At 53.0% G+C, this 23,508-nt stretch carries 21 protein-coding genes; 16 read left to right on the top strand and 5 right to left on the bottom strand.

All coding sequences use genetic code 11. From position 1 onward, the window contains the following. Positions 1-513: 513 nt before the first annotated feature. Positions 514-843: an HU family DNA-binding protein gene (locus ABWV47_RS16710; protein WP_353313852.1), complete on the top strand. Its 330-nt coding sequence runs from the start codon at positions 514-516 to the stop codon at positions 841-843. Then, entirely contained in the window at positions 803-1,252 is a 450-nt protein-coding gene (locus ABWV47_RS16705; protein WP_353313850.1) for a hypothetical protein, read from the top strand. The genes ABWV47_RS16710 and ABWV47_RS16705 overlap by 41 nt, the downstream gene beginning before the upstream one ends. Before the next feature lie 572 nt (positions 1,253-1,824). On the opposite strand, the gene rhaI is transcribed toward ABWV47_RS16705, so the two are convergent. Both rhaI and ABWV47_RS16695 read right to left on the bottom strand, forming a co-directional pair. Further along, positions 1,825-3,099, bottom strand: coding sequence for an L-rhamnose catabolism isomerase (rhaI, locus tag ABWV47_RS16700; RefSeq protein WP_353313848.1), 1,275 nt, complete (start codon positions 3,097-3,099; stop codon positions 1,825-1,827). Positions 3,100-3,155: 56 nt separating this feature from the next. Further along, positions 3,156-5,252: a bifunctional rhamnulose-1-phosphate aldolase/short-chain dehydrogenase gene (locus tag ABWV47_RS16695; protein WP_353313846.1), complete on the bottom strand. Its 2,097-nt coding sequence runs from the start codon at positions 5,250-5,252 to the stop codon at positions 3,156-3,158. A 188-nt stretch (positions 5,253-5,440) separates the two neighbouring features. Here ABWV47_RS16695 and ABWV47_RS16690 point away from each other — a divergent pair, with 188 nt between their 5' ends. The 7 genes from ABWV47_RS16690 (at position 5,441) to ABWV47_RS16660 (ending at position 12,597) form a co-directional block, all read left to right on the top strand. Next, positions 5,441-6,241, top strand: a complete 801-nt coding sequence (locus ABWV47_RS16690) for a DeoR/GlpR family DNA-binding transcription regulator (protein ID WP_353313844.1) — start codon at positions 5,441-5,443, stop codon at positions 6,239-6,241. A 55-nt stretch (positions 6,242-6,296) separates the two neighbouring features. Next, on the top strand, positions 6,297-7,286 hold the full coding sequence (gene rhaS, locus ABWV47_RS16685; RefSeq protein WP_353313842.1) for a rhamnose ABC transporter substrate-binding protein: 990 nt from the start codon (positions 6,297-6,299) through the stop codon (positions 7,284-7,286). Between the two features lie 96 nt (positions 7,287-7,382). Beyond that, positions 7,383-8,927 (top strand): sugar ABC transporter ATP-binding protein, encoded by a 1,545-nt coding sequence (locus ABWV47_RS16680; protein WP_353313840.1) that lies wholly within the window; start codon positions 7,383-7,385, stop codon positions 8,925-8,927. Beyond that, positions 8,924-9,901: an ABC transporter permease gene (locus tag ABWV47_RS16675; RefSeq protein ID WP_353313838.1), complete on the top strand. Its 978-nt coding sequence runs from the start codon at positions 8,924-8,926 to the stop codon at positions 9,899-9,901. Before ABWV47_RS16680 ends, ABWV47_RS16675 begins: the two co-directional genes overlap by 4 nt. After that, the gene (locus tag ABWV47_RS16670) at positions 9,898-10,899 is read left to right on the top strand and encodes an ABC transporter permease (protein WP_353313836.1); all 1,002 of its coding nucleotides are present in this window, start codon (positions 9,898-9,900) and stop codon (positions 10,897-10,899) included. Before ABWV47_RS16675 ends, ABWV47_RS16670 begins: the two co-directional genes overlap by 4 nt. A 4-nt stretch (positions 10,900-10,903) precedes the next feature. After that, positions 10,904-11,218 (top strand): L-rhamnose mutarotase, encoded by a 315-nt coding sequence (rhaM, locus tag ABWV47_RS16665; protein ID WP_353313834.1) that lies wholly within the window; start codon positions 10,904-10,906, stop codon positions 11,216-11,218. Then, a complete protein-coding gene (locus ABWV47_RS16660) occupies positions 11,215-12,597 on the top strand; it encodes an FGGY-family carbohydrate kinase (RefSeq protein ID WP_353313832.1) in 1,383 nt (460 codons plus the stop codon). Before rhaM ends, ABWV47_RS16660 begins: the two co-directional genes overlap by 4 nt. A gap of 577 nt (positions 12,598-13,174) precedes the next feature. On the opposite strand, the gene ABWV47_RS16655 is transcribed toward ABWV47_RS16660, so the two are convergent. Then, the gene (locus ABWV47_RS16655; RefSeq protein ID WP_353313830.1) at positions 13,175-14,074 is read right to left on the bottom strand and encodes a peptidoglycan-binding protein; all 900 of its coding nucleotides are present in this window, start codon (positions 14,072-14,074) and stop codon (positions 13,175-13,177) included. Between the two features lie 187 nt (positions 14,075-14,261). Between ABWV47_RS16655 and ABWV47_RS16650 the strand changes: the two genes are divergently transcribed. Both ABWV47_RS16650 and ABWV47_RS16645 read left to right on the top strand, forming a co-directional pair. Next, positions 14,262-15,956, top strand: a complete 1,695-nt coding sequence (locus tag ABWV47_RS16650) for an adenylate/guanylate cyclase domain-containing protein (protein ID WP_353313828.1) — start codon at positions 14,262-14,264, stop codon at positions 15,954-15,956. A gap of 559 nt (positions 15,957-16,515) precedes the next feature. Then, on the top strand, positions 16,516-17,211 hold the full coding sequence (locus ABWV47_RS16645) for a DsbA family protein (RefSeq protein WP_353313826.1): 696 nt from the start codon (positions 16,516-16,518) through the stop codon (positions 17,209-17,211). Here the strand turns inward: ABWV47_RS16645 and ABWV47_RS16640 are convergent. Both ABWV47_RS16640 and fdxA read right to left on the bottom strand, forming a co-directional pair. Next, the gene (locus ABWV47_RS16640) at positions 17,201-17,989 is read right to left on the bottom strand and encodes a ferredoxin--NADP reductase (protein ID WP_353313824.1); all 789 of its coding nucleotides are present in this window, start codon (positions 17,987-17,989) and stop codon (positions 17,201-17,203) included. The genes ABWV47_RS16645 and ABWV47_RS16640 overlap by 11 nt on opposite strands. Before the next feature lie 11 nt (positions 17,990-18,000). Continuing rightward, a complete protein-coding gene (gene fdxA, locus ABWV47_RS16635) occupies positions 18,001-18,342 on the bottom strand; it encodes a ferredoxin FdxA (RefSeq protein WP_353313822.1) in 342 nt (113 codons plus the stop codon). A gap of 123 nt (positions 18,343-18,465) precedes the next feature. On the opposite strand from fdxA, the gene ABWV47_RS16630 reads away from it, so the two are divergent. From ABWV47_RS16630 to ABWV47_RS16610, 5 genes are all read left to right on the top strand, one after another. Further along, positions 18,466-18,756 carry a gamma-butyrobetaine hydroxylase-like domain-containing protein gene (locus ABWV47_RS16630; protein ID WP_353313821.1) on the top strand — a complete coding sequence of 97 codons (291 nt, stop codon included), beginning with the start codon at positions 18,466-18,468 and terminating at the stop codon, positions 18,754-18,756. Between the two features lie 60 nt (positions 18,757-18,816). Further along, on the top strand, positions 18,817-20,559 hold the full coding sequence (locus ABWV47_RS16625; RefSeq protein ID WP_353313820.1) for a fumarate reductase/succinate dehydrogenase flavoprotein subunit: 1,743 nt from the start codon (positions 18,817-18,819) through the stop codon (positions 20,557-20,559). A gap of 14 nt (positions 20,560-20,573) precedes the next feature. Further along, positions 20,574-20,816, top strand: a complete 243-nt coding sequence (locus ABWV47_RS16620; protein WP_353313818.1) for a 4Fe-4S dicluster domain-containing protein — start codon at positions 20,574-20,576, stop codon at positions 20,814-20,816. A 10-nt stretch (positions 20,817-20,826) separates the two neighbouring features. Further along, positions 20,827-21,780: a HEAT repeat domain-containing protein gene (locus ABWV47_RS16615; protein ID WP_353313816.1), complete on the top strand. Its 954-nt coding sequence runs from the start codon at positions 20,827-20,829 to the stop codon at positions 21,778-21,780. Between the two features lie 305 nt (positions 21,781-22,085). After that, on the top strand, positions 22,086-23,462 hold the full coding sequence (locus tag ABWV47_RS16610; RefSeq protein WP_353313814.1) for an ABC transporter substrate-binding protein: 1,377 nt from the start codon (positions 22,086-22,088) through the stop codon (positions 23,460-23,462). Positions 23,463-23,508: the final 46 nt, after the last annotated feature.

Raw genomic sequence — 23,508 nt, 5'->3', positions numbered from 1 at the left:
ATGGGAGCGCAAACAACAGAAAACAAACCCAACCCCTCAGCGCCATAAATCGCGTTCCGAGGGGCTAGTCATGTTTGTGAGACCCTAAAGCTCGACCAACTGCCCGCTTGCCAACTTGTGAGAAAGCGCAACATGCACTGTCAGTGCTGACAGCCAATGAATTGGGACTCTATGCCTGATAAAATGTAGAGAGCGGCAAACAATAGCTCAATTTTTTTGTTCATTCCTCTTCGTGCCGCGCATGGTTGTTTCGCGACCTCGCGGTTCATCTTAAAAGGAATACTGTGACAGCGGCGCGGCTGCGACAGGATCTATCCGCCGATCCTGGAGTTCTGCCACTGTGCATAGCAATAGCGCGCGCCCTCAGCTAGTCATCATGCATCGCACGCAGAGTCTTGAAAATTTAGCCAACATCAGCCAACGTTAGCGCAACGATTAGTTGTTTGAAGAACTCTGGGCTCTGCCTCGGTCATTTATTGATCAAAGAAGTCTGCACTAAAGCGGAGATGTGAATTGGCAAATACATTGACGAAAACACAGTTGATAGCTGCGCTGGCAGAAGAATTAAGAACTGATGAAAAATCGGCTAGCGAAGCACTCGACGCAATAGTTGAGGTTATTTCCAAGGAAATTGCGGGTGGCGGGGCCGTAACACTTCCCGGCATCGGGAAGATCTACGTGCGAGAACGACCTGAAAGAATGGCGCGCAATCCTGCGACGGGCGAAGCTCTTAGAAAGGAAGCTGACAAAGTCGTAAAAATGACTATTTCAAAAGCACTCAAGGAAAGAGTTGCATCGGCTGATGACGGGTGGGGTGGACCACGCGGCCCCAAAAAGCGGTGAAACAATGACACCAGCAGAAAGACGCCAAAATCAAAGAGAGAACCAGAACTTCTTCTCAGAAAAGATCAGCGAGTTATCGAGGTATATCGGTTTTGCGCTCGCGGCCCTTGGCCTTGCACTAGTTTCAGATAAAGCCGATTTGTTTTCGCAGCTTGACCCAAAGTGGCAAAGTCGGACCATTGTAGCCACTTTGCTAGGGTGTGTGGTGGTCATGTTGGATTATGCGCAGTACGTTTTTGGCTGGTTTGCGGCATCCAACGCGGCAAACAACAAGGAAAATGATTTTCAGCACAGTTTTTTGGGGAAATTCTGTAGGGCCATGCAGGCTAGCGCGTTTTACCTGAAACAACTCGGCGCCCTGATCGGGGCACTTCTGATAACAATTAGTGTCGGAACTTTACTTGTGTAACTCTACAATTTACTCCGAGGAATTCGCGCATAGAAACCAGCTGCGGTAGATCACATGTTACCTTTTTCAAGTCCACTCTTAAGTATGATTACCTTCAGCAAGCGCTTTCGCACTTAAGGGAGTATGGCGATTATTGAGGCTATGTCGACTTTCTCCACATAACTGCCCTTACGCACAAAGAAGCCCCGCAATTGCCTGCGGGGTTTCTTTTGCCCTCAGCATAGTCGTTACTTCACGCGCTTATCTCAATCACCCTGACCCCAGCTTTCCCTTCCCGACTAAAGCCAATCCTCACAGCCTTACGCCGTAACACAGGCTGAACCCGCCGCAGCGCCGCTCCAATGGTTGCGCCAGTCCATCAGTGACAAAATTGAGAGCGCACAGGGTTGCCTTCAATGGCTGCTTGGTCGGCATAGGAGCGGTTTGCCCCTTAGAGTGCAAAAACGCGCCCTTGTGCCATCCTAAGGCAGGCTCGGCGGCAGTGCCATTTTTCAAAGTCGACCATCCTCGGAGCCTCTGAGGGGCTCACAGAAATAGCGATCACGACACCTTGTTCCATGACCGCCCCTATTTCAGACAATACCGCCGCCCGCTCCGTTCGCCTTGGGTCGGCGTGCAGTCACGCTTTTGCGATATCCGGAGGCCCGAAAGGTCATCACCGGCGAAATTGCACCTCCGGCAAGTTGACGTGCTTTGGCCAAAATCGGGTCCACATCGGTGCGGAACGCGGCTCTCAAAGTTGCTGACGCCATGAGAGCGTCATTGTCAGATTGATATTCAGCTAAGGTTTCGCGATCGACGAGGCTGGCCTGAACAAACGCGCGTTGGATTTCTATTGCGGATACCATCAGGCTTTCGATCGGGTCGGTCACATTGTGGGACTGATCGATCATATGCGCCAAATCCAAACCCGGCGTGCCTTCGGCGTCGACCAACTCGTTCCACACAAGAAAGAGGCGGTATGGATCAATTGTTCCGCTGTCGAGATCATCGTCTCCATATTTGCTGTCGTTGAAGTGAAAGCCACCAAGTTTTCCCGCGTGGATCAAGCGCGAAACGATCATCTCTATGTTCACGTTGGGCGCATGGTGGCCCAGATCTACGAGGCACATTGCCTTGTCGCCAAGTTCCTGTGCGGTCAACAGAGACGTGCCCCAGTCCTGAACCACGGTTGAGTAGAAGGCAGGCTCATAGATTTTGTGCTCTGAGAACAGCCGCCAGTCATCCGGCAGCCCTGCGTAGATCTCTTTCATGGAGCCAAGGTAGCGCTCGAATTGACGCCCCATATGGGTCTGGCCCGGGAAGTTTGCACCGTCGCCAATCCATACCGTCAGGGCTTTTGAGCCGATCTGATTGCCGATTTCGATGCACTCCAGATTGTGTTCCACCGCTTGTGCCCGGGTGGCCGCATCAGTGTGTGACAGGGAGCCAAACTTGTAGGAGTGTGATTGATCTGACTGATCCTGAAACGTATTGGAATTCATCGCATCAAAGGACAGGTCGTGTTGAACTGCCTTAGCGCGCAAATCGGCGGGATCGGCCTTGTCCCAAGGTATGTGCAGTGAGACGGAAGGTGCCGCTTTTGTCAGAGCGTGGATAACGCCGCAATCGTCCAGTTTATCAAATATATTTGCCGGCTCTCCGCCGCCGGGAAAGCGGGCAAAACGGGTGCCACCAGTGCCTGTGCCCCAGGAGGGAACCGCAACGCCAAACCCCTGCGCTTTGGTCACCAGTGCATGAATGTCCACGCCCCGTCGATCCAGCCTTTCGCCAAGACTTTCAAAGTCTTTGGCCAGATCATGCTCAAGTTTGGCGTTCTCGGCCTCGATCACATTCAAATCAAACATGGTATCCTCCCGAAGGGTTTGCACGTGCCTTCCACAAGGCACCGCATACAGATATTTTAACGCGTAAAGGCCTGCACGTTGCCGGCGTCCACGTTGATGATATTGCCGGTCGACTTGGCCGATTTGTCTGACGCAAAGAAATAAGCTGCCTCGGCAATGTCTTCGGGCAGGACCGACCGCTTCAGCATAGAGCGGTTCCGGTACATCTCCTCAAGACCTTCCTTATCCGTACCGTATGTGTCTGCCCGTTGGTCAAGCCATTCGCCTTCCCAGATCTTAGAGCCGCGCAGCACTGCGTCAGGGTTCACAACATTCACCCGAATTCCGGCTTCGGCACCTTCAAGTGCCAAGCAGCGAGCCAAATGGATTTCGCTGGCTTTGGCGGTGCAATACGCCGAGGCATTGGGTGATGCCGCAAGACCATTTTTTGAGGCGACAAAAACGATAGAGCCACCCATGTTCTGTAATCGCATGATCTTAAATGCCTCACGCGACACGAGGAAGTAACCGGTGGACAGGATGTCCATGTTTTTGTTCCATAAATCGAGGGTTGTGTCCTCCACCGGTGCTGAAGATGCGATGCCGGCATTCGAGACCAGAATGTCCAGGCCTCCAAATTCAACAGATGTATAGGCATAAGCTGCAGCCACAGCGTCTTCATCTGTAACGTTCATGACGATAGTGCGCACAACATCCACGCCATATCGTTTTGTCAGATTATCGTAAGTTGCCGACAAGCTTTCTTCGTTGATATCTGCCAGCATCACGCAAGCACCTTCAGATAGATAGCGTTCCGCTGTTGCGGCACCAATGCCGCCTGCGCCGCCCGTGACAAGCGCAATCTGACCGGCAAGGCTCTTGGGTTTTGGCATGCGCTGAAGTTTTGCCTCTTCAAGCAACCAGTATTCAATGTCGAAAGCTTCTTGTTCGGGCAAGCCGCAGTAATCAGACACCGCCGCGGCGCCGCGCATAACGTTAATCGCATTGACGTAGAATTCGCCCGAGACTCGCGCTGTGGCGCGGTCTTTGGCAAAGGTGATCATGCCGACACCAGGAATGAGATAGACCACGGCGTTTGGATCGCGCAGAGCCGGACTGTCGTCGCGTTTGCAGCGCTCGTAGTAAGCTGCATAGCCCTCGCGGTAGCTGGCGATCTGTGCCTCTAGCCCTTGCAGGACCGCGTCGATGTTGTTTTGGGCCGGATCAAAGTCGACCACCAATGGGCAAATTTTTGTGCGTAGGAAGTGGTCTGGACAGGACGTACCCAAGGCAGCGAGTGTGGGCATGTCTTTGGCATTCACAAATTCAAGAACGGTTTCGGAGTCAACAAAGTTACCAACCATTGGCTGCTGACCGGATACAAACCCACGGATCGCAGGCATGAGTTTGGCGGAAATGTCGCGACGCTCGACGGCCGCAAGGCTTTCGTGGATTGCTCCTCCAAAGGCCGGCACGTTGGCTGTTTTGGCATCAAAGTAGGCGATGGCCTTGTTGATGATGTCCAACGTCAGCTCATAACATGTTTTGGCATCGTCATCCCATGTGAATAGGCCGTGAGATTCCAAAACAACTCCTTTGGCGTCCGGGTTTTCGAGGCAAAATTTTTCTAGCCACAGGCCCAGCTCATAGCCCGGCTTTTTCCAAGGCAGCCATCCAATGTCGTCACCAAAAATCTCTTGCGTCATGGCTTTGCTGTCTTTGGAAGCTGCAATGGCGATGATCGCATCGGGATGCATATGATCCACATGTGCCTTTGGGACATAGGCATGCAGTGGCGTATCGATCGAGGCAGCTCGCGGGTTCAGATTGAACGTGCAGTGGGGGAGGTAGCTGACCATCTCGTCTTCGAATTCAACACCGCGATACTTGCTCTTCAACGCACGCAGTTTGTCCATGTAGAGTGTTGAAAATCCATCCATCTTAATCGAGCCGACGTCTCCACCTGAACCTTTGACCCATAGAACCTCAGCGTTATCGCCTGAAAGAGGATCGGTTTGGAAAACTTTGGCAGAGGTGTTGCCGCCGCCATAGTTGGTGACGCGCTTGTCAGACCCAAGCAAATTAGAGCGATACAGAAGTTTCTCAGGCTCGCTCATGCTGGCCGCCTTTGCCTCGTCCCAAAGAGAAACAAGCCGGTTTGCTTCGGTTGTCATTGTGATCTCCTCCCGATCCACAGATAGTTCAATCAGATTTGGTCAGAGATTGAGTGTGTTGCGACAGAATGTCAATCACAAACAATCACAAATGATCATTATGGACCGTGAAATGAAGATAAATGACAATTAGTGATTGACAATGATTGGATGTCTGCGGCATCGTCAGCGTCAACGGGAGGAAAGTGATGCACGAAAAGGAACGCAACAGGATCATACTGTCCGCAGTTCAGGACCGTCCGGTGGTGACGGTTTTGGACCTATGTAGTATGACCGGCGCGTCCGAGGCGACAATTCGCCGGGATATTTCCGCATTGCACGAAGCCAAGAAACTGCGCCGCGTTCGTGGTGGCGTCGAGGCACTGCACCCCAATCAACTGCCCGGCCTTGCAGGTCGGCCATTTGCAGTCAATGAAGCAATCAATATCGCGCAAAAGCAAGCAATTGCACGCAGGGCGGTGGAACTTTGTGACGAAGGGGAGCCGATCATTATCAATGGCGGCACCACAACCTTTCAAATGGTACACCCACTTGCGACACGCCGATGTCAGGTTTTCACCAATTCGTTCCCGATTGCGGAGCACCTTCTGAAGAATTCCAAGAACACGGTTCTTATGTCGGGCGGCGTGATCTATCGCGAGCAAAACATTGTGTTGTCGCCTTTTGATAATGATGTGACTCGCAATTTTTACGCGCGTCGCATGTTCATGGGGGCGCAAGGCGTTGGTCCACTTGGAGTGATGGAAGCAGATCCGCTGATCATTCAGGCCGAGCAAAAACTGATTGGACAGGCTGACGAAGTTGTCCTGTTGGTCGATTCCGGAAAATTTGAAGAGCGCTCCAGCCTCGTGCTGTGTCCGCTCAAAGACATCGATGTTCTGATCACCGACGACGGGATCAGTGACCGCTCCGCTGCGATGGTGGAGTCAGCGGACATCAAACTGATCGTGGTGCCGGTTGGCGCTTCGAAGGAGGAGGCGGTGTCGTAGTGCTCTTGGAGGGGACGGCGAGCCGTAAATTTAGGGGAACCAGGGAGGAAACCCAATGAAATTTACCAAACTCATGACATCCGTAGCTGTGGCTGCGGGCTTGTTCGCCGGACCTGCGGCCGCAGACGACATGCGGATCGCGTTGGTTGTTAAAGCACTTGGCATCGGATTTTTTGAAGCCGCCGCAGAGGGCGCAGAAGAAGCTGCCAAGGAAATTGGCGGTGTGGAAATCATCTACACCGGTCCGACCGACACCACTGCTGAAGGTCAGATTGAGGTCATCAACTCTTTGATCGCACAGAAAGTGGACGCCATTGCCGTATCCGCCAATGACACCGACGCGCTGGTTCCTACTCTCAAGAAGGCCATGCAACGCGGTATTACGGTGGTGTCTTGGGACTCGGGCGTTGCGGAAGATGGTCGTCAGGCACATTTGAATCCATCGTCTAACGCGTTGATCGGCAACATGATCATCAAGCTTGCCGCAGATCACCTTCCGGATGGTGGCGAAGTCGCTGTGCTGTCGGCAACCACCACTTCTACGAACCAGAACATCTGGATCGATGAAATGAACAAGGTGATGGGCAATTATGGCGGCATCGAAGTTGTCTCCACCGTGTACGGTGACGACCTTGCGGACAAGTCTTACCGTGAAGCGACCGGATTGATGCAGTCCCACCCCGAGCTTGATGCAATCATTGCACCGACTTCTGTTGGCATCGTAGCAGCTGCGCAAGCGGTTGCGGATGCTGGAAAAATTGGTCAGGTCAACGTGACAGGTCTGGGCCTGCCATCTGAAATGGCTGGTGCCATCGAAAGCGGTGCGTCCAAGTCCTTCGCGATCTGGAACCCAATCGATTTGGGTTACTCTGCAACCATGCTGGCGCATCAGTTGGCGACCGAAGCGGCCACTTCCGCGCCCGGTGCGGAAATCTCGATCGGCCGCATGGGCACGATCACGTTGGACGACACAAATGCTGCGGCCATGGCCGACCCGTTTGTCTATGACTCCAGCAACATCGATGATTTCAAAGAAATTTTCTAAGATCACTCCCAAGAAAAGGGGCGGCGTTCCATTTACGTCGCCCTTTTTCCAAATGAACTTTGGGTCCTTGATGGGCCTTGCGACGGGGCTGCGCAAATGACCAATCAGGCGAGCGAACAGAGTGCTGATCCGGCAATCTCACCGGTTCTGTCTCTGGACAATATCACCAAGACATTTCCAGGGGTGAAAGCGCTGAATGGCGTTGAATTACACCTCTACGCGGGCGAAGTGACTGCATTGATTGGCGAAAACGGGGCCGGAAAGTCTACGGTTGTGAAAACGCTAACTGGTATTTACCAGCCCGATGACGGCAGCATTATGCTTGATAGCCAGCCTGTGCATTTCGCAACACCGCAGGATGCTGCGGATGCCGGGGTGACGGCTATTCACCAGGAAACCGTGTTGTTTGACGAATTGACCGTCGCGGAAAACGTCTATATCGGGCACGCGCCCAAAAACCGGTTTGGCCTGATCGACACCAAGGCTATGCAGGCCAAAACCACCGAAATTCTTAGTTCGATCGGTGCTCCAATTGATGCCAGCGTGAAGCTCAAAGACTTAGGGATTGCGTCGCGCCACTTGGTCGCCATCGCCCGCGCCTTGTCTGTTGAGGCGCGTGTTGTGATCATGGACGAACCAACTGCCGCATTGAGCCAAACCGAGATCGAAGAGCTCTATGAGTTGGTCGATACTTTGAAGGCGCAAGGCAAGGCGATCTTGTTCATCTCCCACAAGTTTGACGAGATTTTCCGGATTGCTGATCGCTATACTGTGTTTCGTGATGGACAATTCGTGGGTGCGGGCAAAATCAACGGCGTCAAAGAGGCTGAGTTGGTTCAAATGATGGTCGGGCGTGCCGTAGAACAACTGTTCCCCAAACGCCGTTCTGAGATCGGTGACGAGCTGCTGAAGGTCGTTGGCTACAGCCACCCAACAGAGTTTGAAGACATAAATTTCACGCTTCGACGCGGAGAAATCCTTGGGTTCTACGGGCTTGTAGGTGCAGGTAGGTCCGAATTCATGCAATCGCTGATTGGGATCACACGGCCATCCAAAGGCGCGGTGCGGATTGACGGCAAGGTGCGTGTGATCCGCTCGCCAGCCGACGCCATTAAAGCCGGTATTGTCTACGTACCCGAAGATCGCGGCAAGCAGGGTGCCATTCTGGACATGCCGATCTTTCAAAACGTCACCTTGCCATCACTGCAAAAAACGTCACGCGAGGGGTTTATCCAATTGGCCGAAGAGTTTGCGTTGGCACGTGAGTATACAGAACGGCTGGATCTGCGGGCGGCGTCGTTGGACACAAACGTAGGTGCGCTTTCCGGTGGGAACCAACAGAAGGTGGTGATTGCCAAATGGCTCGCGACACAGCCGCGAGTTATCATTCTCGATGAGCCTACCAAAGGTATCGACATTGGCTCCAAAGCGGCGGTGCATGACTTTATGTCCGAACTGGCCGCCCTAGGACTGTCGGTGATCATGGTAAGCTCTGAAATCCCCGAAATTCTCGGCATGTCGGATCGGGTGATTATTATGCGTGAAGGCCGAATGGCTGTCGAACTTCAAGGCGATGATCTTAGCCCTGAGACATTGGTACGCCACGCAGTCGGCATTCGGGTGCAAGGAGACACGGTATGAGTCCACTTAAATCCCGTGAGGCGATCCTCTTTGGCGCAATTCTCTGTCTGCTCATTGTTGTGGCGACGCGTTTTCCCGCCTTTGTCGCGCCCGGCAACCTTGTCGCAGTAGTCACAGACACATCGCCGCTGATGATTCTGGCGATGGGCCAGATGGCGGTGATCCTGACCCGCTGTATCGACCTGTCAGTAGCAGCGAATTTGGCCTTAACAGGCATGGTTTGCGCAATGATCAACGTGGCGGCTCCCGATCTTCCAGTAGCGGTCATTCTGGTGGTCGCGCTCTCAATGGGAGCGATACTGGGGGCGATCAATGGCATTTTGGTCTGGAAACTTAATATTCCTCCGATTGTGGTCACGCTTGGCACAATGACCATTTTTCGCGGCATCATCTTCTTGCTGACCGAAGGCAAATGGATCAACGCGCACGAAATGAGCCCGCATTTTACCGGATTTCCTCGGGCTGACATCCTTGGCATGCCTGTGCTCGGTTGGATCGCGGTTCTGGTGTTCGGTGTTATGCTCGTGCTTATGGCGCGCACTACGTTGGGGCGGTCCATATATGCAGTTGGCGGCAATCCTCACGCGGCAGTTTATACTGGCATCGACGTCGGCAAGACTCAATTCGCGGCTTTTGTGATCTCTGGAACGCTTGCTGGCTTGACGGGCTATCTTTGGGTTGCGCGATACTCGGTGGCCTACGTCGACATTGCGGGAGGTTTTGAACTTGATGTGGTTGCGGCCTGCGTGATTGGCGGAGTGTCCATTGCCGGAGGTGCGGGCACGGTTGTCGGCACGCTTCTGGGGGCCTTGTTTCTTGGTGTGGTCAAAAATGCGCTGCCTGTTGTCGACATCTCGCCATTTTGGCAGCTCGCAATATCCGGCGCGGCGATCATCATTGCGGTCGCGTTTAACGCCCAATCCGGACGCTCCAAGGGGCGCGTCATTCTGAAATCTGCGGAGCACGCACAATGAGTCTCACTGAAAACGCCTCCCGCCACATCCCTGACCGGTTGCGATCCCCATTGCAGGACAAGTTGGTCAGCTGGGAAAGTCTTTTGCTGACTGTCGGGATCGCGATATTTATCGTGAACTCGCTGGCCTCGCCCTACTTCCTCAATGCGTGGAACCTGTCGGATGCCACCTTCAATTTCACAGAGAAGGCGATGATTGCCTTCGCAATGGCTTTGTTGATCATCTCTGGCGAAATTGACCTGTCGGTAGCGGCCATAATCGCTTTGGCTTCAACCGCCATGGGCGTCGCCATGGAATTGGGCGCGGGCACCCCAATGTTGGTCTTGGTCGGTCTAACCACGGGCTTGCTTTGTGGCGCGTTCAATGGGGCGCTGGTGACCAAACTGGGGCTGCCCTCGATCGTAGTGACCATCGGTACCATGAGCCTGTTTCGGGGCATCAGCTACATTGTCCTAGGGGACGGCGCATTTCGCGGCTATCCCAGCTCCTTTTCGTGGTTCGGACAAGGCTATGTTTTCTGGGTGATTTCCGTCGAATTTGTCATATTCGTCTTGTTGGCGATGATCTTTGGTGTGGTTCTACACAAAACCAATTTTGGCCGAATGGTGTATGCAACAGGCAACAATGCGACCGGCGCGCTTTTCTCTGGCGTGCGTGTTGACCGCGTCAAGATGACCTTGTTTTTGCTGACTGGCTTGATGTCGGGCCTGGCGGCAATCTGTCTAACCTCGCGACTGGGATCCACGCGGCCTTCGATTGCCTCGGGCATGGAGCTTGAGGTGGTTACCATGGTTGTTCTGGGCGGGGTCAATATCCTTGGCGGCTCCGGCTCCATTCCTGGGGTCGTTATTGCCGCCTTTGTCATGGGGTTGGTGACATTTGGCCTTGGCCTGCTCAATGTGCCAGGCATTGTGATGTCGATCTTCATTGGCCTCCTGCTCATCGGGGTCATTGCACTGCCAAGACTCTGGGCCATATGTCGCAAGAAAGGAGGCTGAGCTGATGGAAAAGTATGCTTTCTGTATGACGCTTCACCCCGGTAAATTGGATGAATACCGTCAGCGCCATGATGATATCTGGCCGGAACTTGTTGTGCTTCTTAAGGAGGCTGGCGTAGAGGACTACTCCATTCACTTTCACGCAGAAACAAATCAGCTGTTTGGCGTGTTGTGGCGACGCAAGGACCACACAATGGACGCCTTGCCAGATCATCCGGTCATGAAGCGTTGGTGGGCTCATATGGCCGATCTTATGAACACTTATCCGGACAACCGCCCTGTTGCAGTCGATCTCCAACAAGTGTTTCACATGCCATGACCACTCGGCCTGAAAACCCTCGCCATATTGCTGTGATCGATGTTGGTAAGACCAACGCCAAGCTCGCGTTGGTCGATGGCGCGACTATGACCGAATTGGCCGTGGTAACGCGCCCCAACACAGTCTTTGCCGGGCCGCCCTATCCGCATTTTGATTTGGAGGGACATTGGGCGTTCTTTCTTGAAAACCTCGCCGCGTTTCATGCCCAACACGGTGTTGACGCCATTTCTGTAACAACGCACGGCGCCTCCATCGTGCTGCTGGACGAAGACGGTGCGCTGGCGTGTCCGATGTTAGACTACGAGCACGACGGGCCTGATGGCTTGGCAGATGTCTATGATCAGATACGGCCGGATTTCTCGGAAACCGGATCGCCTCGATTGCCGGGCGGCCTCAATGTCGGGGCGCAGTTGCATTGGCTCTTTGTCACCGATCCAACGCTTTTGGACCGCACCAAACACGTGATCACTTACCCGCAATATTGGGGGTATAGGCTGACTGGAAATCTCGCCTGCGATGTAACATCACTTGGATGCCACACCGATCTTTGGAACCCATGGGACAGAAAGCCGTCGTCTCTGGTCGCGCAGTTGGGGATATCAGATAAACTTGCCCCATCACGGAAGTCCTCTGATGACCTGGGAAATTTGGACAAAACCGTCAGTCGAACTACCGGCCTCTCGCCTGATACGCCGGTTGTTTGTGGCATTCATGATAGCAACGCATCTTTGGTGCCGTATCTCAATCAGGGTTCCCAGTCGATCTCCGTTGTCTCTACGGGAACTTGGGTGGTTTGCATGACCTTGGGCGGCAAGCGGGCACCGCAACTGGATGCCCAACGAGACACCCTGATCAATGTAAATGCTCTAGGTGAACCAGTGCCTTCCGCCCGGTTTATGGGGGGGAGAGAATACGAAATCATACGCAACGGTTCAGACGTGATTCCCACGGATCGGGATCGCGATCAGGTGCACAAAAAACAGATTATGCTGCTGCCGTCTGTGGTAGCGGGCAGCGGGCCATTCCCCGGAAAGAAGATGCAGTGGTCTGCCCCGCCTGAGACGGATGGTCAACGCATCTACGCGCTCTCTCTTTATCTTGCATTGATGACTGATTGTTGCCTTGACCTGACTGGCGGTGGAAGAAAGATCATCGTCGAAGGCCCATTTGCGAGAAACTCAGACTACTTAGGTATGCTCAATTCGCTCCGCGAAGGCCGCGTCGAGGCCGCGCTGTCACAGACTGGAACCAGTATTGGCGCCGCAATGTTGATTGACAAGCCGGCGAAATCTGGGAGCAGCTTTTCAATCCAAAAACCAAGAAATCGGCGCTTTTCCAGTTACGCAGAGCGATGGCTCAACTTGGTGTCACAAAGCTGATCGACAACCCAAGGCACTTCTGGCTGGACTGAAACCGAATGATGGAATTCTGCAAAGCAGACGTCTACGTGATCTTGCAGAGAAGCTCTGCAATTCTCAAGCTGCTGTATTCTTGTGGTACCCTTCAAGCACATCAAGCTCCCGCAACAACAGGAAACTGACTTCCGAGGAGGAAGGTGGGATCGGGGCGGTATGCGAGATTGCCGACAACCATCGTGACCTTGCTCCCCTCAGCATGGAGATCGGCAGCAAGCTTCACGGTTATGATCTTACACAGTTGAAGGTCGCCGAAGTTCTGACATCCGCGAATATCACACCTCTGACCTGCACAGTAAAATCAGCAACCTGTCTGCTTCGAAGGTTTCGAGGGCACGTTTACTCTGGTTGAGAAGCGGGTGGATGAGGAACTCATGGTTGGCTCGGAGAAGATTTGGTCAGGTTGCTCCGATCAACTTCTTCCTGTTTTAAAACCGCAATATGCGTGCTTCGCCCGAGATTGGGCAATATTCGTGTAACACAGCAGATACCAGTTTTCGCCACGGTTTGAATAAGAGATCCAATCCCCCGTGCCATCCAGTTAAGGATCCCATCGTCTCGGAATATCCAAACCGGAGACTCTGTTTTGCATTGCGTCAATATACGCGGACATTTTGTGGTTTAGTCCCTTTGCCGGAGATTTGTGAATGAGAATTCTGGACTCCCCCATCCGTTTAAAGCCACGAGGGAAACGGCACACGAGGTCGTCGTTTCTACAAATAGATAAAGACAGGTTCCTATACTTAGACGGCACGGCTGACTTGCGAATTCGAGGCGCGGCAAAACCGATTGAAGGTGTGGACCAGATCGTGGACAGGATCTGAGCGGAGGCCGCGCCAAGAGAATGTCCTACAATCAGTCGTGGCCAATTGGCCGGGTCCGAACCAATCCACTTGTTGATATGGTGCGCATGCGTGAAGAAACCCTGGTGCCAGACAATCCCAGAATCAGCCCGGACAGTATTCTTGTCGTCCTGCCGATCGCGCTTACTCAATCTCAGAGTAAGCCGCGGCATTCCGAAATTTAACAGGCGTAGATTAAACTTCGCATAGTCCCAAAATGAATTACTTCCTGGAACCAACAAACACCTGTTGTTGAGCATGTAGGCCTCAACTCCTGGCACAGGACACTGACTTACAATCCAAAGACCATGTTGTTTTCTCAGGGACTTATTGATTTCATTGAGCCCCTTCTTCTTGACGGCATATGAAACTTTCACAAGCTCGGCAGCAGTTGAAACCGAACAATCCAGAATTGAACAGTGTGCGTTCAAAGCGGTCCGTGTTTTTTCACCCACGACGCCATCGTCTTCTAGTCCCATGCGTTTCTGAAAGGTTCGGATCGCGGTTTTGGTCTGAGGTCCTCGGATTCCGTCAACTTTTCCGGAGTAACACCCCAGGTCTTTCAACTGAATTTGAACATGGCTCCAATCCAAATGCATGACTACGGTCACCTTTCATAAGAGACTTCATTTCAGAGTGTTAACCCTTTCCGGCTCTCTTTCAACGACAGAAATTAATGCCAAGGATCTCCATTCTTGCCCCTTCCCATCGTTTCCGAGATGACGAAATACTTGTTATTTGACCGTGCCTTGGCCAAGATTGTCTAGGCGAGCAGAATGATACAGTATGGGGAACTCACGCATGAGGCGAAGTCTCGCTGCGGTGTTGGCGGCAGATGTCGCTGGATACTCTAAGTTGCTTGGTGACGATACCGAGGGAACCCTAACGTCTCTTAGACGGCTGAGAACGGAAATATTCGGCCCTACGGTGGCTTCTCGGCGTGGTAGGGTCGTGAAAAGCATGGGGGACGGCTGGATTGTCCTGTTTAGCGCAGCTGCGGATGCTGCCACATGTGCGCTTCAAATTCAGGATCTACTCGCACAAGATTTAAGCCAGAAAATTCCAAATATTCAACTTCGCCTGGGCCTGCATCTTGGCGACGTTGTTGAAGAGGAGGAAGATGTTTTTGGCGACGGTGTAAATATTGCGGCCCGGTTGGAGAAAATTGCTGCGCCCGGCAGTATTGTGATTTCTGATGCTGTATTTGGAAGTCTAGATGGAACTCTTCGGCCCTCATTTGATGATGCCGGCGAACATGATCTAAAGAATATTTCGAGACCAGTTCGTGTGTGGACGCGAGGCTCGCTCCCAGGACAAAAAACGATCGATACTGGTGCATCACAACGGCCTCAGATTGTTATTTGCTGTATTGAAACGTCCGATCCGCGGGATGAAATCAGTGAGCTTTCGGATGCGCTTACCGGTGACTTGATGACCTATCTTGGCGCGACGCATTGGCTTTCGGTGACTGCAAGAGAAACGGGCCGCCGATGCTATGTCTTGTCGGGGCGAATACGGGCAAGTGGCGACCGTCTCAGGCTTGAAATTAAATACACGGACCCGGACGGGTTGGAACTCTGGTCCACCAAGATTGATGGTGACTTGGGCAATGCATTTGACTGGCAGGATGAAACAGCTGAACTCCTTACGAGTCAGATTATGACGGCGACATTTGATAGCGAACGTCGGCAGCTAGATAAGTTGTCGATCGACGACATGACAGCGCACCAATGTGAATTGCGCGGTCAAATCGCTATAGATCGACTGGATCCGGACGCATTTGCGTCTGCTTTGGAGTATTCGAGCGCGGCGATTCAAAAAGATCCCTCTTTGCCGCATCCGTTTGCGTTGGCCCTTGTCTCTTATTTGTCCGCAACCGTGATGGGTTATGAGCAAGTAGCACAAAAATACGCACAATTTGTACCGGCTTGGTGCTCGGCAGCTGCGCCATTGGTGGAGAACCATTCTCTTTTACGCCTTGCCCTTGGCGTAACAACTTATTCGCAGCATCGGGAGCCAGCTCACCTGCGCGCGATAGTTGAATACGCGCTGCGTCAATCGTCATCTGATTTTGTCACTTTAGCTTTGAGTGGCTGGTCGTATATTTGGATCGGCGACAACACTGCGGCCATTGATTGTTTTAAGAAAGCTCTTGTTTTGGGAGGAAAAAGTCCCTGGGCGCTGTCAATCAGAGGTGGGCTCGCAATGGCTACGCTACAGGTTGGCGACGATGAAGCCGCAGTACGGCTGGCCAAAGAAGGGCTAAACCTCAATGTTGGATATGCCACTCTCTACCGAGTGCTGGCTGCCGCACACGCGCATTTGGGCCGTCAGGGAGAGGCAATAGAGTCTTTAGAGACCGCTCTTCTACTGCATCCAGATGATAGTATTGCCTCAATTTTGGCGCGGAATGTTTTTGCGATCGAGGGCGAGGAGAACCACTACATTTCAGGTCTACGGAAGGCCGGTATGAGGGAATGAGGTGCAGGGAATGAACGTCTAGGCGAAAGCGGGATGAGTATAACTAGTTTTTGGGGAGTTCAGGGCGTCTCCGCTTTGAAGGCCAAAACGAGAATGCGTTCAATTTCTCGCGCTAAATATGGTGTGACCTGCTCAACTTTGCGCAGTTCGTTTCCTGTGCTTTGCGGTGGCTGACGTTTATTGTTCTCCGGCGTCAGACCGGCAGTTGGCAAAGATAAAAAGCTTCCGAAAAAGTGACATAAATTTTTGATTTTTATCGGAAATGTGTTCTTGGGCAATTTGGTGGCTGTGCGGGACGGGCGTTTTTCAGCCTTTATCTAAACACACCGACTTGGTGTCGCTTAGGTGGTCAAAGTATCGGAAACTGTCTATTCTGGATGCGCAATTGACAGCGCTGAAGTAGGCAACGTGATCTTTCAAACTTGCAGGAGAATTGAGCGAACGCGCTATATGCTGTTAGGTCTTTGAGCATGTTGCGCGTTTGGGGAGTGAACAAAGCAATATGTGCGACGCTTCGTTTCTAGGGGGCATAGGATGTTTCATCCTTGGAAACGAAACGATGCGCGTTCTTCTTTCACTCTTGCCGTTATTGCTGCTCGCCTCAGTGTCCGTCGCGCATGAGCGGGATTTGAATTCGCGTATCCGCGAGTACATTCTAAACAACCCGGAAGTCATTATCGAGGCGCTCGAAGTCTTGGCAGCGAAAGAGCAGAAGCAAGCGCTGCGCGCTAAACTCTCGAACCACCCAGAATTGTTTGATGAGCCACCCATTTTGGGGATTGGACACAGCGACGCACCGATCAGGGTAATCGAGTTCTTTGACTACAAATGTGCGCCTTGCAAAGCCGTGCATCCGTATTTGGAAACCTTGGTTGAGTCCCATCCAAAGGTGCGGATCGAAATGCGCCATCTTCCTATCCTGACTCCAGGATCGGAGCGCGCGGCGCGGTTTGTCTTGGCTGTAAAAACTGTGGCAGGTGAAAGCGTTTATGCGCGCGTGCACAAGGAACTTTGGAACCTCAGGGGGCCGCTAAATAGCGCACGATTTGCGTCCATCGCGAAGGGCGAGGAACTTGACTTTTCCACAGTCGAGCGGGTCATGGAAAGCGAAGAGATCTCCCAACGCATTGCGTATAATCGCGATCTTGCGATTGCGCTGGGCATTGCGGGGACACCTGCCTTTGTAACGCCGAACAGCGTGACGTTCGGTACTGTGGACATTGAAGATCTAAAGCGGATTTGGCTTAGTCAATGAAGGCTTTCTCAACAACGAAATGTTTTGGGTCGGAATTTGCCCCTTCCAACAGACCATGGCCTTTGCACAGTGCCCTTATGTCTTTGTTGAGCGCGAGGTTCCCGCAAATCATGACCCGATCTGCTTCCGGCTGCCACGCAGGAATGCCCAACGCCTCAAATACGCGGCCGTCGCGAATGTGATCGCTAATACGGCCCTCAATGGCCGAGTGTGCACGTGTCGTTGTCGGGTAGTAACGCAGTTTGTCGCTAACCAACTCGCCAATGAGCGGATCGTTAGGCAACACATCAACAATCGCCGCGCCATATGATAGTTCCTCTTTGGTGCGGCAAGTGTGGGCGACAATGACCTCATCATAAGATTCCCAAGTTTCCGGGTCGCGCAGCAAAGACGCGAAAGGCGCAATACCGGTGCCTGTCGCGATCATCCAAAGCCGCTTTCCGGGAAGCAACGCATCCAAGACCAAAGTCCCAACAGGCTTGGGCCGCAAAATGATCTCGTCGCCCGGCTCAATTTTCTGAAGCCTCGATGTCAGAGGGCCGTCCGGGACTTTGATGGAGTAGAACTCAAGCTCTTCGTCCCAGCTGGGTGACGCGATAGAATAGGCCCGCAACAGCGGTTTTCCGTCCTCATTTGGCAGACCAATCATAACAAACTCGCCAGACCGGAAACGCAGTGATTGTGGGCGGGTGACCCTAAACGAGAATAGGCTTTCGGTCCAATGGTGTACGGAGGTGATGGTTTGCGAGTCAGGAAGAATTTTTGCAGGAGCATTCATAGCATGTGTCCTTATACAGCCTGAGACGCCGGAGCTTCAGAGAAGTGAGTGTCCAGTTTACCCGCCAGCCCGTCGAGCGTGTCAGCTTCGGCGAGAGGCTCTTTCGCCTCGGTGATGACTGGCCAAAGCGCCGCATATTTTGCATTGAAAGCCACCCACGGCTCCATGTTTGGCTCCGTGTCGGCGCGGATCGCATCTGCCGGGCACTCCGGCTCACAAACGCCACAGTCAATGCATTCATCAGGATCAATGACGAGCATGTTCTCGCCTTCATAAAAACAATCCACCGGGCACACAGACACACAGTCGGTGTACTTACAAGCAATGCAATTGTCGGTGACAACATAGGTCATTGTGGGTTCCCTTTCGCGTTTCTGCTGTTTTGCCGCGCTGCAGAAGGCCTGTCCGTAAACTAATTGCTATTTGGTCCTCGCGTGTGTGCCGCATGGTTCTTTCAGAACTTGCGGAGATACCAAATGATCGACCAACTCACAGCTACAGACGACTGCAAAGCGCTCGACATCACATGGCATGACGGCGACGTCACAACCCTGCCTGCTGCATACTTGCGAGAGCAGGCGCGCGACGCTTGGACGATTCGCCAAAAGATCGACTTTGGTTGCGTCCAAGTTGCGCCTGACCTGTCGATCACCGCGTTACATCAGTTCGGCCCTGCAGGCGTGAATGTTCATTTTTCAGACGGTCATGACCATGCAATCTACCCATTTGTCTATCTGCGTGAACTTTCCGACCAGCTTGACAATTAATTGACATATCACGCCGCGCTGCGGCGAGACGCTAGTGCCAAAGCCAGCAAGGAGCCCGCAATGGATGAGATTTTAGACGGCATTTCACAGATCGACTGTGACATATTGGTGATTGGCGGGGGCACCGCCGGACCAATGGCCGCGCTGAAAGCCAAACGCAAAAACCCGAAAGCCAATGTGGTGCTTTTGGACAAAGCAAATGTGAAACGGTCTGGCGCCATTTCCATGGGCATGGACGGGCTGAACAATTCAGTTATTCCCGGCTACGCTACACCAGAGCAGTACACCAAAGAAATCACCATCGCGAATGATGGGATCTGTGATCAGGCTGCTGTCTACCGCTATGCTGAAGAGTGTTATGGCATAATTCAAGAACTCGACGAGTTTGGCATCCGTTTTCAGAAAGACTTGAACGGTGAATATGACGTCAAAAAAGTGCACCACATCGGCACCTATGTTTTGCCGATGCCCAACGGTGACACAGTAAAGAAGGCGCTATATCGCCAACTGCGCAAGGCGCGCATCAACATCGTTAACCGCTTCATGGCCACCCGCTTACTGACTGGCGAAGGGCGCATTGCCGGTGCCATCTGTGTGAATACACGGACTGCGGAGTTCCTGACCGTCCGTGCCAAAGCCGTGATCATGGGCTTGGGGGCTGCTGGCCGATTGGGCTTGCCGACATCTGGCTACTTGTATGGCACATACGAAAACCCGTCGAACTCCGGTGAAGGGTATTCTATGGCGTACCACGCAGGCGCCGGGCTGGCGAATTTGGAATGCTATCAAATCAATCCGCTGATCAAGGATTACAACGGTCCGGCCTGTGCCTATGTCGCTGGGCCAATGGGAGGATACACGGCGAACGCTAAAGGCGAACGCTTCATTGAATGCGATTATTGGTCGGGCCAGATGATGCAGGAGTTCTATGACGAACTGCAGGGCGGCAAGGGGCCAGTATATTTGAAACTCAACCACTTGGCCGAAGAAACCGTGGCTGAGATCGAGCGCGTGCTGCACATTGTGGAGCGTCCAACGCGAGGACATTTTCACGCAGGTCGTGGCACCGATTATCGTAAGCAGATGATCGAGATGCACATCTCTGAAATTGGTTTTTGCTCCGGTCACTCTGCGAGTGGTGTCTTTGTGGATGAACACGCACGCACCACCATTCCAGGGCTCTATGCGGCAGGTGATATGGCCAACGTGCCTCACAACTATATGCTCGGTGCTTTCACCAACGGCGCCTTTGCCGGATTGGATGCGGCGGACTTCATCGCAGACGTGGATTTTGCCTCCTTTGACGAGGGCGAGGTGGAAGCAGAACGTACCCGCGTGCTCGCGCCGACCAAACGCGACGATGGCATTCCACCCAACCAGATCGAGTATAAAACCCGTCGTTTGGTGAATGACTATCTGCAGCCTCCAAAAGTCACGGCCAAAATGGAATTGGCGCAACAGCGTTTTGAAGAAGTGCGCGATGACATGGAGCAAGGCATGTATGTGCGTGACGCACACGAGCTAATGCGCGCACTTGAGGCCTCTTCCATTTTGGATTGCGCCGACATGGCAGCCTCCGCTTCGATCTACCGCACGGAAAGCCGTTGGGGGCTTTATCACAACCGAGTGGAATACGAACGGGACGACGAAAACTGGTTCTGCCACACCATTTTGACCAAGGGCGCCAACGGCAAACCGTCCCACGCCAAGAAAGAGGTGCAGCCCTACGTGGTGGAAATCGCCGAAGACGAAAAGAACGCCTACTACGAGCAGCGTGTCGGCTCCACGGTTGCGGCAGAGTAAGAAGGAAAACACATATGCCCCTCGCACAAACCGCCACAACCGTTCCCGTTGTTGTCAACGACGATCTGTGCATCGCCGACAAAGGCTGTACCGTCTGTGTGGATGTCTGTCCGCTCGACGTGTTGCGGATCGCCGTCAAAGACGACGGCACCAAAACCGCCTATATGAAATATGACGAGTGCTGGTACTGCATGCCCTGTGAGGCCGATTGCCCCACAGATGCGGTTACGGTCAACCTTCCCTATTTGCTGAAGTGAGACCTGATCAATGAGCGGATTTTTCGAAGAATTTGACGACATCTCTGAGTTGGCTGAAGGCTTAGATGACCCATCGCCGGGTGGGCGTATCATGGCGGTCATGGATCTTGCTGACAGTGCGGATCCGGAGGCTATTCCTCACATTGCCAGAGCGATTTCAGACAAAGACGCAGGTGTGCGCAAACAAGCCGCCATCGCGCTGACAGATTTTGACGGTCCAGACACCGCAGCGGCGTTGGTCACGGCCTTGTTCGACCCAGAGCCTGACGTGGTCGCCGCCGCCGCCGTCAGCTTGACTGAATTGAAAGACCCTGCTTCAGGGGACTCAATCCTACCCCATCTCGGAGAACAAAATGAAACTGTTCTTGCGGCTTTGTTGGGAGGGATCAGAGAATTAAGACGCCCCGAGGCCATTGGCCCTGCCATTGAAGCGCTCAAACATTCTTCTGCGGCGGTTCGGGTTGAAGCTGTCGGTGTGGTCGGTTGGCTTCAGGATGAGTTATCTCTGCCAGCTCTCCGGGATGCGGCGAATGATGAAGAGCCAAAGGTACGCCGCGCTGCTGTGGCCGCGCTGGGTTTTTCCAAGTCGGAACACGCAGAAAAAACACTGATCGAAGCGTTGGATGATCCGGAGTGGATCGTGCGTGAATCCGCTGCAGAAACGCTGGCCAAATCTGGCGAGACCTCCTGCGTGCCCAACCTGCTGACCGCGCTGGACGACAGTTATTGGCAGGTCCGCCTGAAGGCGGTGCGCTCATTGGGTAAGCTTGGCGCCACAGAAGCAGCAATGAAAATTGGTCCAATGATGGATTTGCCGGTGCCAAACCTGCGCAAAGAATGTGCGGCGGTTCTGGGAGAATTGGCGGTGCCGGAAACGGTGCAGTTCCTCGAAAAATACGCAAACGACAACGACCCCGATGTGCGCAAGAACGTGCGCTGGGCGCTTGGAAAGCTCGCCGCATAGTTCCAATCCGGCGACATTATTGAAAAATTCAGCACCCTTCTGGAACCCTCCAGAAAGGTGCTTTTCGCACCTCATAAATTGACTTAAGTATTTGATTTTATTCAGTATAATTTTTTGGCGATTCGTGGGGCTTTGCGAATCTGTCGGGAGAAAATGATGCAGTCGCAGCAATTCTCCGCCTGAAAATTTGGCAAAGTAAGTATAACCTCCATTTTTCGCGTTTTATGCCCCTCACTAATTTTGAGTCTGCCCTTCTGGCGCGCATCCTATGTGCAGCGAAAGCTCAATCTCACAGGGAGAGTGCAATGACAAAGCCAACCTCATATAAATCCGTGCTGCTGGCTGCAGTGCTAATGCCACTGGCAGGGATCGCCTCAGCAGAGAAAATCAAAATCGCTGTAGGCCACCAATCCATGTGCACCGACACCTACACCGCAGGCATCGTGGTGAAGGAACTCGGGCTGTTGGAAAAGTATTTGCCTACTGACGGCAAATATGCGGATGCCGAATACGACGTCGCATGGGCTGACTACAGTTCTGGCGGTCCGATCACGAACCAGATGATGGCCAATAAGCTGAATTTTGGCGTGATGGGAGACTACCCGCTGATTGTGAATGGTGCGAAGTTCCAGGAAACCGATAGCCTGCGTACTTTGTATGTGGCTGGAACTGGGTACAACCTGAAAGGATCTGGCAACGCGATTGTTGTGCCGGTGGACAGCGACGTCTACTCAATCGAAGATCTTGCAGGCAAAGACGTGTCGACCCCGGTTGGTTCGGCCGCTTGGGGCATGTTGCTGAAGGCCATGCAAGACAATGGCATACCGGCGGATGACTACGTTTTGAAAAACCAAAGTCCGGCAGTTGGTGCAGCCAACATTGCAGCGGGCAAGATCGACGCGCATTCTGATTTCTGCCCATGGTCGGAGATTATGGAATTCCGCGGCACTGGTCGCAAAATCTATGATGGCTCGGAAACTGGAGTGCCTTATCTGCACGGTGTTGTGGTGCGTGAAGATTTTGCCACTGAGTATCCTGAAGTGGTGCAGGCTTTCATCAAAGCCGTTTGGGAAGCGGGCGAATGGATCCGCGAGGACCCAATGCGCGCCGTGTCTGAGATGGAGGGCTGGACCGGTGTCGAGAAAGAGGTGCTTTATCTCTATTTCTCTGAAGGTGGGCATCTGACGTTGGAGCCTTCCATCAAAACCGAATGGGTCGATGCGCTGAAATTCAACCACGGTGTCTTGGTGAAAGAGAAAGCCATCCCGCCGCTGGATTTTGAAGCATGGATCACCGAGGACTACATCAAAGCCGCCTATGCTGATCTGGGTGTGGACTATGAAGCCGACAAGAGCGCGATGGTAGATCCGATTGAGGCCAACAAGGGGCTTCCTGTGGAGATCTGGCATTCTCGGGACGGTGTTAGTTCCTACGAGACATTACCAGAGTTCCTGAATGCCATGGCCGAGATCCGAGCTACTGCGGCGCTGGTCAATGCGACGTACGTTTATGATGTGGAGACTGGCCTGAAGCTCTTCGGTAAAACGGCGTTTTGGGTGAAAGCAGGTGACGAATACGCGACATTCCTTCGCAAAGGCGAGGCGGAAGCCTACGCCGCCTCAAACGAAGGTGCTCTTCTATCCTTCGACGAAGCAGTTGCGGATTTCATCTCAGAGAGCTGATCGTTTCACATCTAAAATTGAGGGGCGCTGGTATTGTGGCGCCCCT

Source organism: Shimia sp. NS0008-38b (assembly GCF_040370365.1).
Taxonomy (GTDB): Bacteria; Pseudomonadota; Alphaproteobacteria; order Rhodobacterales; family Rhodobacteraceae; genus Shimia.
The sequence above is the reverse complement of the archived record's forward strand: the minus strand, read 5'-3'. Positions and strand labels throughout refer to the sequence as shown.